Annotated in this window: 15 protein-coding genes, 1 pseudogene and 1 riboswitch; of the genes and pseudogenes, 1 reads left to right on the top strand and 15 read right to left on the bottom strand. The window is 33.0% G+C overall.

Annotated features, from left to right (window positions below):
- Positions 1-18 precede the first annotated feature (18 nt).
- The 14 genes and pseudogenes from cbiG to hemB form a co-directional block, all read right to left on the bottom strand.
- Positions 19-1021 (bottom strand): annotated as a pseudogene (gene cbiG, locus BR66_RS24135) (cobalt-precorrin 5A hydrolase).
- Positions 1018-1770 (bottom strand): precorrin-4 C(11)-methyltransferase, encoded by a 753-nt coding sequence (cobM, locus tag BR66_RS0116335; protein ID WP_026883852.1) that lies wholly within the window; start codon positions 1768-1770, stop codon positions 1018-1020. Before cobM ends, cbiG begins: the two are co-directional and overlap by 4 nt.
- A gap of 10 nt (positions 1771-1780) precedes the next feature.
- The gene (locus BR66_RS0116330) at positions 1781-2446 is read right to left on the bottom strand and encodes a cobalt-factor II C(20)-methyltransferase (RefSeq protein ID WP_026883851.1); all 666 of its coding nucleotides are present in this window, start codon (positions 2444-2446) and stop codon (positions 1781-1783) included.
- The gene (gene cbiT, locus BR66_RS0116325; RefSeq protein WP_026883850.1) at positions 2439-3008 is read right to left on the bottom strand and encodes a precorrin-6Y C5,15-methyltransferase (decarboxylating) subunit CbiT; all 570 of its coding nucleotides are present in this window, start codon (positions 3006-3008) and stop codon (positions 2439-2441) included. The genes BR66_RS0116330 and cbiT overlap by 8 nt, the downstream gene beginning before the upstream one ends.
- The gene (gene cbiE / locus BR66_RS0116320; RefSeq protein WP_242841173.1) at positions 2992-3627 is read right to left on the bottom strand and encodes a precorrin-6y C5,15-methyltransferase (decarboxylating) subunit CbiE; all 636 of its coding nucleotides are present in this window, start codon (positions 3625-3627) and stop codon (positions 2992-2994) included. Before cbiE ends, cbiT begins: the two co-directional genes overlap by 17 nt.
- The gene (cbiD, locus tag BR66_RS0116315) at positions 3611-4690 is read right to left on the bottom strand and encodes a cobalt-precorrin-5B (C(1))-methyltransferase CbiD (RefSeq protein ID WP_026883848.1); all 1080 of its coding nucleotides are present in this window, start codon (positions 4688-4690) and stop codon (positions 3611-3613) included. Before cbiD ends, cbiE begins: the two co-directional genes overlap by 17 nt.
- Before the next feature lie 8 nt (positions 4691-4698).
- Positions 4699-5325 carry a precorrin-8X methylmutase gene (locus BR66_RS0116310; protein WP_026883847.1) on the bottom strand — a complete coding sequence of 209 codons (627 nt, stop codon included), beginning with the start codon at positions 5323-5325 and terminating at the stop codon, positions 4699-4701.
- 28 nt (positions 5326-5353) lie between these two features.
- Positions 5354-6661, bottom strand: coding sequence for a cobyrinic acid a,c-diamide synthase CobB (locus tag BR66_RS0116305; protein ID WP_026883846.1), 1308 nt, complete (start codon positions 6659-6661; stop codon positions 5354-5356).
- A 2-nt stretch (positions 6662-6663) separates the two neighbouring features.
- The gene (locus BR66_RS0116300; RefSeq protein WP_026883845.1) at positions 6664-7203 is read right to left on the bottom strand and encodes a cob(I)yrinic acid a,c-diamide adenosyltransferase; all 540 of its coding nucleotides are present in this window, start codon (positions 7201-7203) and stop codon (positions 6664-6666) included.
- A gap of 55 nt (positions 7204-7258) precedes the next feature.
- Positions 7259-8326 carry a pyridoxal phosphate-dependent aminotransferase gene (locus tag BR66_RS0116295; RefSeq protein WP_026883844.1) on the bottom strand — a complete coding sequence of 356 codons (1068 nt, stop codon included), beginning with the start codon at positions 8324-8326 and terminating at the stop codon, positions 7259-7261.
- Positions 8323-9270 carry an adenosylcobinamide-phosphate synthase CbiB gene (gene cbiB / locus BR66_RS0116290; RefSeq protein ID WP_026883843.1) on the bottom strand — a complete coding sequence of 316 codons (948 nt, stop codon included), beginning with the start codon at positions 9268-9270 and terminating at the stop codon, positions 8323-8325. Before cbiB ends, BR66_RS0116295 begins: the two co-directional genes overlap by 4 nt.
- A complete protein-coding gene (locus BR66_RS0116285; protein WP_026883842.1) occupies positions 9267-10790 on the bottom strand; it encodes a cobyric acid synthase in 1524 nt (507 codons plus the stop codon). The genes cbiB and BR66_RS0116285 overlap by 4 nt, the downstream gene beginning before the upstream one ends.
- A 1-nt stretch (position 10791) precedes the next feature.
- Complete coding sequence (locus BR66_RS0116280) at positions 10792-11631, bottom strand: sirohydrochlorin cobaltochelatase (protein ID WP_026883841.1); 840 nt, start codon at positions 11629-11631, stop codon at positions 10792-10794.
- Between the two features lie 27 nt (positions 11632-11658).
- Positions 11659-12627 (bottom strand): porphobilinogen synthase, encoded by a 969-nt coding sequence (gene hemB / locus BR66_RS0116275; RefSeq protein ID WP_026883840.1) that lies wholly within the window; start codon positions 12625-12627, stop codon positions 11659-11661.
- A gap of 136 nt (positions 12628-12763) precedes the next feature.
- Positions 12764-13003: riboswitch (cobalamin riboswitch) on the bottom strand.
- 181 nt (positions 13004-13184) lie between these two features.
- Here hemB and BR66_RS0116270 point away from each other — a divergent pair.
- Positions 13185-14426: an Nramp family divalent metal transporter gene (locus BR66_RS0116270; protein ID WP_051624299.1), complete on the top strand. Its 1242-nt coding sequence runs from the start codon at positions 13185-13187 to the stop codon at positions 14424-14426.
- 66 nt (positions 14427-14492) lie between these two features.
- Here BR66_RS0116270 and BR66_RS0116265 read toward each other — a convergent pair whose 3' ends face one another.
- Positions 14493-15671 carry an acetyl-CoA C-acetyltransferase gene (locus tag BR66_RS0116265; RefSeq protein ID WP_026883838.1) on the bottom strand — a complete coding sequence of 393 codons (1179 nt, stop codon included), beginning with the start codon at positions 15669-15671 and terminating at the stop codon, positions 14493-14495.
- Positions 15672-15708 lie beyond the last annotated feature (37 nt).

Here is a 15708-nt window from a genome sequence, read left to right as displayed (position 1 = left end):
TATTTTCTTTCAGATTCCTTATGCTCTAGATTCTAATTTTAAAATTCCAATACATAAAGTCATTCCAGATAAATTCATTTTATCAGTTAACAATGTAGCATTACTCAATTCAACGCAAGGCTCACAAACCGAACGTACCCCAATACTCTTTTCAACAAAATCACTGCCTTTGTAATTATTCTGAACTGTTTTTATCTCCTCAATGCTAAAGGTTTTAAACTCAGCATTAAAATATTTACTTAGAGCAATAATGGCCATTTCATCTTTTTTAATTTCCACTGATGTTACTATTTTTATAGCCCTTTCATCTATGTTGTTTTCCTTGAGTTTTTCCTTAACTACATTTATCATTGTTTTAGCAGAATAATTTTTTTTTACAACCAATTCCCAGCACTATATTTTTTCTTATAAGTTTTAGCTTTGGAATATTTGGGTCACTTTTAACATCTTCATTTTTATTTGTTACATATACAATTCCCTCTGCCAGTTGAAGATTTTCTGTATAACCTTTAGGCAATGAAATTTCTCTTTCCCCGTCTGAAAAAAACACATTTTTCCCATCGACTAATAAAGCAGATATTTCTTTTGCTATTTTCATATCTCCAATTATTAGTCCATTTTCCATAGCAACAATATCCGGTGCAGTAACGTTTAAACTGTCTGTAGCTGTTGTAATAATTGGCTGAGCTCCAATTATATTGGCTATTTTTTCTGTAAGGCTATTTGCTCCTCCAAGATGACCGCTTAAAAGGCTAATTACATATTTCCCAAAAATGTCTATTACAATTACTGCTGGATCTTCCACTTTATTTTTAATAAAACTAGCAATAGACCTTACAGCTATTCCTGTAGATGATAAAAATATAATTGCTTCATAACTTTGCATAAGCGTGGCTGCTAAAGTTATTATATTGAAGTTTTTTATGTTATTTCTTGAGTATATATCAATTGGCACCTGCTTATTAATTTTTGCTGCCAAATCATCTCCATATTTATTAAGGCTAATTGCCGCTATTTTCATTTTTTAGCCTCTCTAAACATATGTGAAAAATTTTTATCGTAAAGCTTACTCTTCTCATAGTCACTGTCTATAAAATCTCCTACAAGTATTTGAGCACATTTTGTTATTTTTGCTTGTTTTACCTTTTCTGAAATATCATCAAGTGTGCCAAATATTATTCTCTCGTCCTCGTAAGTTGCTCTTTCCACTACAGCAATAGGAACATTTTTGCCATAACCTTTTTTAAGCTGTTCCACAACCTTTTCTATCATTGAAATTGATAAAAATATTGCCATTGAAGCACCTATAGATGCTAATTTTTCAAGATTTTCTCCAGTAGGTACTGGAGTCCTGCCTTCAACTCTTGTAAGTATCACAGTTTGGCTTACCCCTGGAAGTGTAAATTCCTTTTTAATTGCAGCAGCAGCTGCTGTAAACGAGCTTACACCTGGAATCACTTCATATTCTATGTTAAGTAAATGGAGTTCATCCATCTGCTCTTTTATGGCCCCATATATAGAAGGGTCACCTGTATGAAGTCTAACTATGCTTTTACCCTGCTGACTAGCTTTTTTATATACATCAACCACTTCGTCAAGATTCATAGAAGCAGAGTTATAAATTTCTGCTCCTTCTTTACAAAATTCTAAATGTTCTTTGCTTACTAGGGATCCTGCATATATAACTATGTCAGCCTTACTTAAAATATTTCTTCCCTTAACCGTTATTAAATCTACATCTCCTGGCCCTGCACCTATAAAATAAACCACAAAATCACTCCTACTCTCTATTAGCTATAATTAATGACATGTATTCTCTATTTCTAATTATGGAATCTCTATCTCTTAAAACCTCTTGTCCTTCTCTTCCTGCTTTCTTAATATATACGTATTTAAATCCCTTTTCTTCTAAAGTGTTTATTATTTCTTCTTCTCTCTTGTATACCTTCATCACCACAACATATTTTTCTTTATTTATTGTAGCTATTCTATCCCCTGGAATTATTAAAAGTCCTTCATCGCCTATTACTAGTGGCTGTCCCGCAATGCTTGCACATGCACAAAAAGAAGTTATTCCAGGAACTGTTTCTACTAAATAACCCTTTTCCTGAATATATTTTAGCAAATAAATGTATGTGCTATACACAAAGGGGTCACCTATAGTTAGAAAAGCCACATCCTTACCTGCCTTAAGTTTTTCTTCTATAGCTTGAAAAGCTTCATATATTTTTCCTTCTTGCTCTTCTGTGCCCATGGGAAAATGTTTCACTATAACTTCGGCATTGCTATTTATATAGTCCTGTGCTATTTCAAGGGCTATACTTCTTCCTCCTGCCTTGCCACTAGGAACAACTATTACAGGCACTTCACCTATTATTCTTACAGCTTTTAATGTAAGTAGCTCTTTGTCCCCTGGTCCAACTCCAATACCGTATAATTTACTCATGTATTTCTCTCCTCGCTGTTATGATAAAAATCGGATTTAGTGCTATAAGCATATGACTTTTCCCCTTTGAGCGGCTTATTGAAAGCTGAATGAGTTCAGTACTGTATTTCAAATTTTCAAGTATATTAATAGCCTTGTATACATTATCTATGGTAATAAAATTTAAAACCATAACTTTTCCAGGTTTTAGTCTTTTCCCGTATATGCTTATTATTTCCTCTAAATTTCCACCACTTCCACCAATAAATATACCATCAAATTCACCTTGTATTTGCTTCTCTACGTCTATTGCTTCACCCTTTATTATTTGTAAATTATCTGCACTGAATTTTTTCTTATTTTTTTCTATAAGCCCAAGTGCTTCTTCATCCATTTCAACTGCAATAACCTGTCCTAAATACGCGATTTTACTCATTTGAACTGACACAGACCCTGTGCCTGCACCAATGTCAAGAAGCCTATAGTTATTCTGAATATTTAGCTTTGAAATACTAACTGTACGTATTTCCTCTTTGGTCATTGGACTCTTACCCCTAATAAATTCTTCATCCCTTATAATCATTGTCTATCACCACCACTGTTAAATCACTAAATTTTTTATCAATAAATTCATTTTGCTCACCAAAGGATATTTTCTCATCCTCATAGGACAAATTTTCACCTATATACATCATTACATTTAATTCAGCCTTATTTAGCTTTCTACACATAACCTGAGGAGTATTTTTATTATCTGTAAGCCATATGGACATCTTATTATCCTTTACTTCCTTTATAAAATCTTCTTCCCTTCCATGAAGACTTCCAAGATGTGCTCCCTGCCAAGCCTTCCCCAGTTTTCCCATCATGTATTGAAATGAACTTATTCCAGGTACTATACTTATATTTCCCTCATAATTTTTTTTAATATATTCCCCTATTCCATAAAATAATGGATCGCCAGACCCAATAATGGCTACATTTTTATCTTCATTTACCTTAACGAAATTTAATATATCATTCAGATTATTAGCTATAATCTTATATTTTCGAATAAATGATATACTTTCAATTGCCCTTTTAAAGCCAATTATAATATCTGCATCTTCTAAAACTGAAATCGCCTTGCTTAACATATATTCTCTATTTCCAGGACCAATTCCTACAATGTAGACCATATTATCCTCACTTTCTGCTATCATATAGTATTCCAGCTTCCATAGCAAAAATTACAACTTCAGCTTGAATTTCATTATAGCAAAATTCATTTATTTTATGTTTTATCTTTTCACCCATACTTGCATACAAAGTATTATAACCCTTACCTAAAAGCTTCACTGCACCTTCTGTGGTTTTTTCTTCATAAACTTTTTTAACAAGTTCTATATCTGCTCCCATTAAAGCAAGTTCTAGTGCTATTGTTTCAAGTCTAATTCCACAAACTCTACTGTGAGTATTAAAACAGCCTACCGCAATTTTACACATCTTTCCTATATGACCCACAATAGTAACTTTTTTTATTCCAAGTGATCTACATGAATTAAGTGCAAAACCCACATAGTTTGACATTATAACCATAGTATTTTCATCTATTCCTAAAGATTTTGCCTTAACTTCCCCCATGTTACCAAAAACTAAAACAATGTGTTTAATACCAGAAAAAACTTTTTGGCGCAATTCAATATTTATGGATTCTGTAAGTGCATCTTCTGACATGGGAATTACAATTCCTGTTGTTCCTAATATGGAAATTCCTCCAATTATATTTAATCTGGGATTAAACGTTTTTTTAGCAATCTCCGCCCCTTCTGGAACAAAAATTGTTATCTCAACCCCGCGGCCTTCTGGTAATACTTCCTTTACTTCTTTCTCTATCATACGTCTAGGAACTGGGTTTATGGCAGGTTCACCTTTTTTCACATAAAGTCCTTCCCCTTGTACAACTCCAACTCCTAGGCCACCTTTTAAACAGTAACCGTAGTCTTTTTTCGTGGCTCTTGCCCATATTTCAATGCCATGGGTTACATCAGGATCATCTCCACCATCTTTTATAATTGAACATTCCACGAAGTTTTCTCCAAAGTTTATATTTTCAATAGGTAGAAGCAATTCTATTCCTTTGGGTGTATCTATTCTAATCTCACTTATTTTTTCTTTGTAATAAAGCATTCTAGTTGCAGCTTTTGCTGCTGCTGCACTACAAGAACCTGTAGTATATCCACATCTTAATTTTTTTCCATCACAATTTACGTATAAATCTAACATAATTTTTATTACCTTTCAATTAACATATACATAAGAGCATTCACAATAGATGCCGCAACGCTACTTCCACCTTTTCTTCCTCTTACCGTTATAAGTGGCACGTCAAGAAGTTTTTCTATTTCAATTTTTGATTCAGCCGCTCCAACAAATCCTATTGGTGCTGCAATGATAAACTGGGCATTTGCCTTACCCTCAATTATAAGTTCTTTTAGCTTGTACAATGCTGTAGGTGCATTTCCAAATACAAAAAACTTTATCCCATCATTTGTTGCTTTCTCAACGGCTGCCATAGAACGTGTAATTTGTTTTTCTTTTGCTGTCTTTGCTACATCTTCTCTTGATACAAAACATTCTGCTTTACAATTTAAAGCTTTTAATGCAGATTTATTTATTCCCGCTAAAGCCATATTAGTATCTGTATATATTGTGATTCCCTGTTTTAATAACTCCAATGCTTTATCAATGGCTCCATCTCTAATATACACTAGATTCTTATATTCAAAGTCTGCAGTAGTGTGTATTACCCTTTTTACAATACTAAGCTCCCTTTCTGAAAAATCATGTTCACCCATTTCATTACCGATTATTTCAAAACTTTTTTTCTCTATACCCCTAGGGCTTTTTAAATAATCCAATTTTTATAATTCTCCTTTCTTTATCTTGTCACCTTTTCGTTAGTTCTCGTAACATACCTAAATTTCCAAAAAAGTGCACATGTGCATAAGTTGCAATGGTCATCTTTTTTTGGTATCCACATTTCCATTGTTTAACTGATCCATCATATTTGTCTTTTTCAACTTGGTATATTGTATTTTCATTAAGTTCTACAGATGATTTATGAAATTCATGACAATTTATACTAGTTCCTTTTGATATAACACTATTTTCTTTTACCACATTTATTTTTGCATAACCAAAATTCTGAAGTCTTTCTGTCATATAGGATTTTCCATTTAAAAATCCAACCGTGGGTTTCCCCTCTATACTTTCAGATAAATACATTAAGCCTCCACATTCTGCGTAGCATTTAGTTCCAGCTTCTAATGAAACTTTTATACTATTAAGCATGGTTTTATTTTGACTTAACTCATCAATAAAAACCTCTGGATAACCTCCACCTAAATACAAAAAATCAACATTTTTTGGTATTTCTTTATCTTTTAGAGGACTGAAATATTGGACTTCACCAAGCTCTTCTAGAAGTTCAATGTTTTCTCTATAATAAAAATTAAATGCTTTATCATAAGCTACTGCTATTTTTAGTCCTTGGTTATCTAAATGAAAATCATCTTTATAATTTCCTGGATTAACCCCAATATTAAAAAGTTTATCCATATTGACATGTTTTTTAACAAGCTGTGAACATAGCTCTATTTTTTTGTCCAAATCTTCTATTTCAATACTTTGCACTAGTCCCAAATGTCTGCTTTTAAGTATAAGCTCCTGGTTTTTTGGAACATATCCTAATACATCTGTATAGCAGTATTTTTCTATTGAAAGCTTTAATAAATTATAATAACTCTCATTTATATTATTTAATATTATACCTGCTATATTTACGTGTTCAAAATTCATAAGCCCATTAATTTCAGCACAAATTGTTGCTACCTTAGCTTTTGGTGATAATACTAATACTACAGGTAAATTAAGCACCTTGGCCACGTGTGCTGTTGAATATTCACTACTGATTCCCTTACCATCATAAAGCCCCATAACCCCTTCTATTATTCCTATGTCACCATGACCTCTAGAAAAGCTAGCCTTAATTCCATCCTCACCCATAAGGTATAAATCAAGATTTCTTGCCCTCACTCCTGTTATGTGTTGATGAAAATTTCCATCAATATAGTCGGGACCAACCTTATAGCTCTGAACTTTATATCCCATATCCTTAAAAGCTTTAAGTATACCTAAAGTTACTGTTGTCTTTCCTTTACCGCTTCCATTAGAACTTATAATAAAACTCTTCATTTTTAGTACTCTATCCCTTCTCTAGCAGGAACACCTCTGCTAAAATAGTGCTTTATTTCCCTCATTTCTGTAATAAGGTCAACCTCCTGTGCAATTTGTTCAGGAACATTTCTTCCTGTTAAAATAAGTTCCACATCCTCAGGTTTTATATGAATAAGCTCTATAACTTGTTCTACTGTAAGCAGTTTATTAGAAAGTGCCCCCATAACCTCGTCCATTATTAAAACATCACATGCTTTGGTTTTAAGTGAATCATAACAAAATTTATAAGCTTTATCTATCTCTATTTTTAATTCAGCCTTTTCCTCCTCACTTAATGTCCAGAAAAAGCCTCTCTTTTTTTCAAATCTAAATATTTTAAAATCAGGTTCCAATCGTTTTACACTTTCCAGTTCTCCTGTTTTAAATGTTTTTAGGAATTGAACCATATACACTTTAAGCCCATTTCCTACTGATCTAAATCCTTGTCCAAGTGCTGCTGTAGTTTTTCCTTTTCCATTACCTGTATAAACTTGAACGTATCCCTTCTCCAATTTTCCCATTCTATGAAACCTCCTTATTATAAGTTAGACATCTAAAAAATAACTAGTCAGTATGCTAGTCTATCCTTTTATTAGATATATTTATGCCTTTTAGAACTTTTAATAATTTTTCGTTAGATACCCTATCTTTAATTGCAAGTCTTATAAAGCTTTGGTCAAGCCCTTTAAAATTATGTGCTTTTCTTATAATTATCCCCTGTTTAATACAAAAGTTATACACCTGTTCTTCATTTACATTATCAAGCTTACATAATATAAAATTTGCTCTAGTTGGAAATATGTTTTTTATGCATTGAATTTTATTTAGCTCCGCTAATAAAAATTTTCTTTCTTCCTTAACCCATTGAAGTGATTTTTTAATATACTCTTTATCATTTAAAGAATACTTAACTGCAATCTCTGCAAAACAATTAATATTCCAAGGGTTTTGTTTTTCTGCTATTGCCTTAGTAAGTTTTTCATCACTACTTATGCCATAACCAAATCTAACTCCTGGCATAGCAAAAAATTTTGTTATAGCTCTTATTATGAATAGACATCTATAATTTTCAGTGTAATTTATAAAACTATCCTCTAAATTACCTGTAAATTCAATGAAAGCCTCATCTATAATAATTGTTTTGCCTTCTTTTTCGCAAAACTCTAAAATTTCATGAAAATCTTTCTTGTTTATTATACTTCCATTAGGATTATTAGGATTTCCTATTATCAAAGCCTGCATTTTTGAAAGTTTTTTTATAATATCCTCGTAATTTATCTCCATTTTCGGAGATAAATATGAATATTCTATATTAGAGCCCCATTTTTTTGCATCTAACTCATATTCCACAAAAGATGGTACCACTATCAATATGTTTTTAAAACAGCTTATGGACAAATCAATAACTTCTGCTGCTCCATTTCCCAGTATAACATCACCCTTTTCTACTCCAGTATAATCTTTTATATTTCTAATTAGTTCTCTATATTTAATATCAGGGTATCTCACCGCATTTTTCAGTGCCTCGCCTATATTGTCTGAGAATCCCTTTGGAAGTCCTAATGGATTTATGTTAGAACTGTAATCTAAAAGTTCCCTTCCCTTTAATAATCCCTCTGTATATATATCTCCTCCATGTATCAAACTGCCATCACCACCTTATTTATTAGAATATAAATAATCACAAGTAATATTTCTGAAGCATACATAAGTAAAATGGTTGATTTAATGTGCTCTTTTGTTAGAACTTCTACGTTATCACCTATAGTTGGTTTATACACAAGTTCTCCAAAATAACTGTTGGTTCCACCAAGTTGAATTCTCATGGCTCCAGCTGCTGCGCCCTCCGGATATGCACAATTAGGACTCTTATGATTTTTCCTGTCTCGCAGCATTATCTTTAGGCTAAAAATAACATTCCCTTTAACTAAGGGGGAAACTATAGCTATTAGAATCCCTGTAATTCTTGCAGGTATTAAATTAAAAATATCATCCACCTTAGCCGGAAAAAATCCAATATAATAAAACTTTTCATTTTTATAACCAAGCATAGAATCCATAGTATTTACCGCTTTGTATAACATTGCTAAAGGGGCTCCACCTAAAATTGCAAATAGTATTGGCGCAATTACCCCATCAGATGTGTTTTCAGCAACAGTTTCCACATCTGCTCTTATTATTTCATTTTCACAAAGTTCCTGCGTATCTCTACCAACTATATACGACAATTTGATTTTTGCATCTTCCAAATCATTGTTTTTAAGTGCGTAATATACTTTAACTGCCTCCTTATGTAAACTCCTGGCAGCAAAGGTTGTCCAAATCATAACAATGTTTAATATGTGATGCACTATTACATATTGTGATGTTAATTTTAATATTAAAAATGGGATTATAAAACTTACAAAACAAACCACAAAAACAATTACAAATCCAAATATCTTTAATGCCTTGTTACTTCTGCATAACTTTCTACCCAATTTTTCAAGAAAGCTTATAAATTTTCCAATATAAATTATGGGATGTGGAAACCAGTATGGATCCCCAATTAAAAAATCTATCATCACTGCTATAATGATATCTATCATCCTTTCATACCCATAATTTTATAAATAGACTCCATATCAATGTTTTTTCTAACTATTTCAGCTAATTTAGCCAACTCTTTTTCTCTTTTGTGTTCATAATTTTGTGCTGCTTTAAGTTCTATTCCTTTTTTATCTCTCAAATAATTTATAATATACTCTCTAAACGATGCCCCATCGAATATACCATGAATATAAGTTCCCATTATATTGCCATCATTGTTTATAGCTCCATCCATATAGTCCACCTTTTCGCCATTTTTATCCTTAATAGAAAAAAGTGGATTACAATTTTCTCCGCAAGTGGAATTACCCATATGTATTTCGTAGCCATATATTTTACCTATTTTCTCACCATTTATTATATATCTAGCAAAATCAGGTGTGATGTTTTCCCATATTATATTTGCATTAATCCTAGTTGTAACCTTATGTTCTTCAAATGTAGTTCTCACATTTAATAGATCCATTGCGTAAATTTCCCCTAGCTCTGTTTCAACCTTATATGGGTCCTTTATACTTTTCCCTAGCATTTGATACCCACCGCATATACCAATTATTGTTCCATTTTTACTATAATCCTTTATAGCTTTTTCTATTCCATTTTCCCTTATACTTAAAAGATCTTCTATTGTATTTTTACTACCTGGTATTATAACTAAATCAGGTTCACCAAATTCCTCTACAGAGCTAACAAATCTTACAGATACATCATCTTCTTCCTTCAAAGCATCTAAATCTGTAAAATTAGATAGGTGCATGAGTTTTATAACCGCTATATCAATAGGTGCTCTTACTTTTTTATTAAACTCCACCGCTCCATCCTCTTCTTCAAGATTCAGCTTAAAATATGGTACGACTCCAAAAGAAGGTTTATGGATTATTTCCTCAAGCATTACAAGTCCTGGCTTAAGTATTTCTATATCCCCTCTGAATTTATTTATTATTGTACCCTTAACTCTTGGCTTTTCTTCTTCCTTTAAAAGCAGCATTGTTCCTGCAATAGAAGCAAATACCCCACCTTTATCAATATCTCCTACTAATATTACCGGTGCATCCACAAGTTCTGCCATCCCCATATTTACAATGTCTTTATCTCTCAAATTTATCTCTGCTGGGCTTCCTGCGCCTTCCATAACTACAATGTCAAACTGTTTCTCCAATTTTTCAAACTGTTCTTTTAATAACTCTTTAAATCTAGGCTTTAAATTATGGTATTCCATAGCCGTATAATTTCCATAAACCTCACCATTTAAAATGACTTGGCTTTTCTTATCTGAAGTTGGTTTAAGTAAAATTGGATTCATATAAATCTGTGGTTCAATTCCTGCGGCATAAGCCTGAAGGACTTGTGCTCTGCCCATCTCCTTGCCATCTATGGTTATATATGAATTCAAAGACATGTTTTGAGATTTAAAAGGAACAACGCTGTAGCCATCTTCATGAAATATTCTACATAAAGCTGCTACAAGAATGCTCTTACCCACTGAGGAAGCCGTACCTTGTATCATGATTTTACCCATTTTACATCCCCTTCTTTGTTTTTCCAATATTTTTATAATTCCCCACTATAGCATCCTTTACATGCTTAACAAAAATATCTTGAATCATTGTATTTTCACCAATGCCATGCATATAAATATGGACCTTAAAACCTTCTTTTAAAAGTATTTGTTTCCAGGAATTCTCCTCATCTGAAGCCATATCAATGTTAGAATGATTCCCTGCCACTATCATAAAAGGCATAAGTGTAACTTCCCTTACTTTTTCTCTCTTTAGTGTATTTATTACATTTTTAATACTAGGATAGCCTTCTACTGTTCCAATGTATACATTATTTATTCCCTTGTCTCTAAATACAAGCTGAAGACAGGAATAACATGCGTTGGCAGGATGTGTTGTACCATGTCCCATAAATACTGCGGCATGTTTTTTTGAAATTTGAGCCTCCAATGCTTCTGCTGCTATAGAATAATCATCTACTAATTCTTCTCCGTCACCCTTAAAATAAAGTATAGGCCTCCCAATTACTATTTTTTCAAAGTTATTTTTATAGTTCTCAACAACCTTTGATACATATTCATATTCCTCACCAGGCATTATATGAAGCGATTGAACTACAACCTCTCTGTAACCTTCATTTTTTATCTTTTCCAATGCTTGTTCTGGAGTATCCACAATAAGTTTATCTCTATTTCTTAACACCTTTATTATTATGTGAGAGGTGAAGGCTCTTCTTATTTCATAATCCGGAAAATTTTTTTCTATGCTTTTTTCTATGCTTTCTATGGTCAATTTCCTTGTTTCTTCATAAGTTGTTCCAAAACTTACTACAAGAATCACCTTATCTTTTATGTTTGACAAATTATTTCCTCACCTTCCAATTATCTCTTAACTTTGTGTAAGCCATCTTGCTGCATCTATAGCATAATACGTTATTATTATGTCCGCACCTGCTCTTTTTATTGAAGTTAACATTTCAAGCGCTATTAATTTTTCATCTATAACCCCTAGAGATGCAGCAGCTTTAACCATAGCAAACTCTCCACTTACACTGTAAGCTGCTATAGGATGATTAAATTTATCTCTAGCCCATCTTATTACATCCAGGTATGAGATGGCTGGTTTAACCATAATAATATCAGCACCTTCACTAATATCGTCTTCGATTTCAAGCATGGCCTCTCTTATATTTGCAGGATCCATTTGATAGCCTTTTCTATCACCAAATTGTGGTGCAGAATCTGCTGCTTCCCTAAACGGTCCATAAAAAGCTGAAGAATATTTGGCACTATAGGCCATTATTCCTACATCTTTATAACCATTTTCATCCAATTTTTTTCTAATAGCTTGTACCCTTCCATCCATCATATCTGAAGGTGCCACCATATCTGCTCCTGCCTTTACATGTGAAAGTGCTGTTAGTGAAATATATTTTAAAGTTTCATCGTTATCCACTTTTTTGTCTACAATTATTCCACAATGTCCATGACTTGTGTACTCACACATGCAAACATCTGTAATAATCCAAAGTTCTGGTGCAAGCTTCTTTATAACCCTTACTGCTTTTTGAACAATTCCATTCTCATCATAGGCTGAATGTCCAACCTCGTCTTTGTGATCAGGAATTCCAAATATCATTACGCCCTTAACTCCCGCTTCGGTTACATCTTTAATTAATTCAGGAATCCTATCTAGTGACCAGTGATAATTATTGGGAAGAGAACTTATTTCTCTTTTTATCTTTTCTCCTTCAACAACAAATAATGGATAAATAAAATCTTGTGAGTTTAAAACTGTTTCCCTTACCAAACTTCGTATTGTAGCATTTTCTCTTAACCTTCTGTGTCTTCTAAACATTACTGTCACCCCTTAAAATTTTTTCATCAAAAAAATCCCTTCAACATAGCGTTAAAAGGATTGAAAAACATCTTATTATTCATGAGAAATGTGAAAGATATATTCAACTTTAACACCTCCCTATCGCTCGTAGAGAAAATGGCGAGAAACATTGGCAGGTCTCCTGACTTGAAAATCATCAATTAAGTAGGCCTTCCCAGTTACCCAGTGGCATATATTACTTAACTTATTTTCTTACAGTGGCGGGACCGTTCAGGACTAAACATCTTCAAAAAAATAACAAGCAAGAATGCGAGTTCAATTTTTTATGATGCCTTAACCTGATTCCCTTTTAATTAATCAACTATATGATCAAACCAATATCTTATTCAATTAGTTTTAAGTATATACCCATGCTAAATAAGTGTCAATTTAAATGTTTCCTTCATAATTTATATAGAAAAACAAATTTAGTGTAGACTAAAAAGGTTACCCTTGTGCAACTTTTTATGTACATTCATATTATTAATTTGAAAGGGGATATCTTAATGCAAAATGAAGATAACTTAGATACAAAAATGTTAAGTTCGCATAAATATATTGACATAAATGTGAAACAATTACTTAAATTTATAGGTCCCGCTTTTATAGTTAGCGTTGCATATATAGATCCTGGTAATTTTGCAACAAATATAAGTGGTGGTTCTAAATTTAATTATTCACTTTTATGGGTTATTTTATGGAGTAATTTAATGGCAATATTTCTTCAAATAATGTCCGCAAAACTTGGGATAGCCACTGGCCATAATCTTCCTGAAATGTGCGCTAAAGTGTTTCCAAAATCCGCTAATTGGCTTTTTTGGATAATTGCAGAGCTTGGAGCAATGGCAACAGATTTAGCTGAATTTCTTGGAGGAACTTTAGGTTTATATATTTTATTCAAAATCCCTATGATATATGCTGGACTTATCACAGGAATTTTAACATATTTAATTTGTTATATGGAAAAATACGGTCAAAAGGTTATTGAAATTATAATAGGAGGCATGGTGACTATTATTGGTATTTCCTATACACTGGAGTTATTTCTATCAAAACCATCTTGGTCACAAGTTGGAGTACACACACTAATTCCTAGCATTCCAAATGGTGATGCTTTACTAATAGCAGTTGGAATGCTAGGTGCCACGGTTATGCCTCATGTTATATATCTTCATTCTCACCTAGTTCAATATAGATGTATTGATTGCTCGGATGAAGGTAAATTAAAACATCTCCATATGGAAAAAGTTGATGTATTTATAGCTATGAATATTGCTTTTATAGTAAATGCTGCCATGATTATAGTTTCTGCTGCAGTATTTTATAGACACCATATTGACGTTTCCACCATTGAAGATGCTCACAAATCCTTACAGCCCTTACTTGGCACACTATCAAGTGGTGCCTTCGGAATTGCGCTCCTTGTTTCTGGCCTTTCCTCTTCTGCGGTTGGAACAATAGCTGGGCAGACAATAATGAAAGGTTTTGTTAACTTAAACATTCCAGTAAACATTAGACGACTTATAACTATGATACCTGCATTAACTATTATTGCTATTGGAATAAATCCTATGTATGCTCTCCTTTTAAGTCAAGTTGCCCTTAGTTTTATTCTACCTTTTCCCATTATACAAATGCTTGTTATAGCAAAACGAAAAGATCTTATGGGCAAACTTGTCAACAAATTTTCTGTAAGGGTATTAGGTATTATAATAGCGGCCGTGATTATCTCATTAAACATAGTGCTAATTTATTTCACTTTTAAGGGGAATACTTAGAAAGTATTCCCCTTAAATTATAGACTAACCTTTCAGCTTGTTATTTTTTTCAAATGCCTAAGATAATTAATCTCTCTCAACAACTAATGCAGTTCCTTGTCCTCCACCTATACATAAAGTAGCAAGTCCCTTCTTTGAATCTCTCTTCTGCATAGCATATAATAAAGTAACTAATATTCTAGCACCAGAGGCTCCTATTGGGTGACCGAGAGCAATGGATCCCCCATTTACATTTACTCGTTTCATGTCAAAATTCAAGTCCTTAGCAATCGCTAAACTCTGTGATGCGTATGCTTCGTTTGCTTCTATTAAATCTAAATCTTCAGCCTTTAAATTTATTTTTTCTAAAGCAATTTTAGTTGCATAAAAAGCACCATATCCCATTATTGATGGATCAAGACCAGCTGAGCCATATGAACTAATTTTAGCAAGTGGTTTTATTCCTAATTCCTTTGCTTTATCTGCACTCATTATAACTAATGCTGCAGCACCATCATTAAGACCTGATGCATTTCCTGCTGTTACTGTTCCATTTGTCTTGAAAATTGGTTTAAGTTTACCTAGAGCTTCTATAGTATTGCCAAATCTAGGGAATTCATCCTCATCAAATATAATTTCACCTTTTTTAGTTTTTATTACTACAGGAACTATTTCATCTTTAAACTCTCCATTTTTAATGGCTTTCTCGGCCCTATGCTGTGATTCAAGTGAGAACTTATCTTGTTCCTCTCTAGTTACTCCCCATTTTTCAGCCACATTTTCCGCAGTTACTCCCATGTGATATTCATTAAATGCATCCCATAAACCATCTTTAATCATCTCATCAACTAGTTGTCCATTTCCCATTTTATAGCCCCATCGTGCATTATCTACTAAGAAAGGCGCCCTAGACATATTTTCCATACCACCTGCTACAATTATATCTGCATCTCCAGATTTTATTATTTGTGCTGCTAAACTAACTGTTCTTAAGCCTGAACCACAAACCTTGTTAATTGTTAGTGCAGGAACTTCTACTGGTAAGCCCGCCTTCACAGCTGCCTGCCTTGCTGGATTTTGACCTAATCCTGCTTGAAGTACATTTCCAAAAATCACCTCATTTATCCATTCACCTTTTATTCCAGCCCTCTTAACTGCTTCCTTTATTACTATAGCTCCTAGTTCAACTGCGGGTACATCCTTAAGTGTTTTTCCATATGAACCTATGGCAGTTCTTACTGCACTTACTATTACTACTTCTCTCATTTCAAATTACCTCCGTTTTTTATTTTTTTAACACCTT

It is taken from the genome of Clostridium akagii DSM 12554, assembly GCF_000686725.1.
GTDB classification, from domain to species: Bacteria; Bacillota; Clostridia; order Clostridiales; family Clostridiaceae; genus Clostridium_I; species Clostridium_I akagii.
The sequence above is the reverse complement of the archived record's forward strand: the minus strand, read 5'-3'. Positions and strand labels throughout refer to the sequence as shown.

Coding starts and splice junctions, on each gene's coding strand:
- BR66_RS0116330 (WP_026883851.1), bottom strand. CDS start 2,446: ATGAGTAAATTATACGGTATTGGAGTTGGACCAGGGGACAAAGAGCTA.
- cbiT (WP_026883850.1), bottom strand. CDS start 3,008: ATGATTATAAGGGATGAAGAATTTATTAGGGGTAAGAGTCCAATGACC.
- cbiE (WP_242841173.1), bottom strand. CDS start 3,627: ATGATAGCAGAAAGTGAGGATAATATGGTCTACATTGTAGGAATTGGT.
- cbiD (WP_026883848.1), bottom strand. CDS start 4,690: ATGTTAGATTTATACGTAAATTGTGATGGAAAAAAATTAAGATGTGGA.
- BR66_RS0116305 (WP_026883846.1), bottom strand. CDS start 6,661: ATGAAGAGTTTTATTATAAGTTCTAATGGAAGCGGTAAAGGAAAGACA.
- BR66_RS0116300 (WP_026883845.1), bottom strand. CDS start 7,203: ATGGGAAAATTGGAGAAGGGATACGTTCAAGTTTATACAGGTAATGGA.
- cbiB (WP_026883843.1), bottom strand. CDS start 9,270: ATGATAGATATCATTATAGCAGTGATGATAGATTTTTTAATTGGGGAT.
- BR66_RS0116285 (WP_026883842.1), bottom strand. CDS start 10,790: ATGGGTAAAATCATGATACAAGGTACGGCTTCCTCAGTGGGTAAGAGC.
- hemB (WP_026883840.1), bottom strand. CDS start 12,627: ATGTTTAGAAGACACAGAAGGTTAAGAGAAAATGCTACAATACGAAGT.
- BR66_RS0116270 (WP_051624299.1), top strand. CDS start 13,185: ATGTTAAGTTCGCATAAATATATTGACATAAATGTGAAACAATTACTT.
- BR66_RS0116265 (WP_026883838.1), bottom strand. CDS start 15,671: ATGAGAGAAGTAGTAATAGTAAGTGCAGTAAGAACTGCCATAGGTTCA.